Origin of the sequence: Vibrio sp. 10N.222.49.C9, from assembly GCF_041474985.1 — a bacterium.
In the GTDB taxonomy this organism is placed as follows: domain Bacteria; phylum Pseudomonadota; class Gammaproteobacteria; order Enterobacterales; family Vibrionaceae; genus Vibrio; species Vibrio crassostreae_C.
In genome coordinates this window covers 1-702 of the sequence record NZ_JBFRVD010000256.1, presented here as the reverse complement: position 1 = coordinate 702, position 702 = coordinate 1, and the positions used below count along the sequence as shown (strand labels likewise).

The 702-nt window shown below is 42.6% G+C and carries 1 protein-coding gene; it reads left to right on the top strand.

All coding sequences use genetic code 11. The features are described from left to right. Nucleotides 1-322: 322 nt before the first annotated feature. Complete coding sequence (locus AB4585_RS23025) at nt 323-598, top strand: hypothetical protein (RefSeq protein ID WP_372171123.1); 276 nt, start codon at nt 323-325, stop codon at nt 596-598. The last annotated feature ends 104 nt before the right edge of the window (nt 599-702 follow it).

The following is a 702-nucleotide window of genomic DNA, read 5'->3' as shown; positions in this document are numbered from 1 at the left end:
GGAATACACTCAAGAGGAAGTACACGACATCGTGGAATTCTTGGAGTTAAGCGAAAATGATGTTCATTTTGAAATGAGCGAGTTTTAAATTTTAACCCCTGGGCATTGTGCTTAGGGGTTTTGTTTTTTCATAAGCTGACGTTTTGCGTACTGTCTCGAAGAAAAGCGCACTAAAGTGATCTGAATCTCTCTTTAGTGATAGAAAAGCGCACAGTGTTTTTAGTTGCGTTGAGTCCTATGTCCCCAGTTTCATTTATGGCTTTTTTATATGTTATAGGTCCGGTCACTTTTCTAGGATTGGTTGCGGGAGCCATATTTCTTTGTGGCTATTCGTTGTAATGATGTGGACGGGCGTTTCCTGCTTTATCTCGCGTTTGTCTTGGTGATTGGCGTTCTGATTGCATACCTGTGTCATGGCGGTCGCTTGGGGAATCGCGTTATCGGACCTGCCGTAGTTCATGATTTAACGTTGGGCGGTGTATCGGAAGAAGCAGAGCATGAACTTGATGATATAGAGGCCTGGTTGGATTGTGTTCTTGATGCATTAGATTCCGCGCACGACGAAAAACTATCGTTAAAAGCTGAGTGTGACATTTGATATGGAAGGAAATAGCGGTGATTGATTTGTTGTTCTCTATGGACTTGAAGGGTGCGTCATTAAGTGACCTCGAATCCATTCATTACTTAGGATCGGTTTATCTT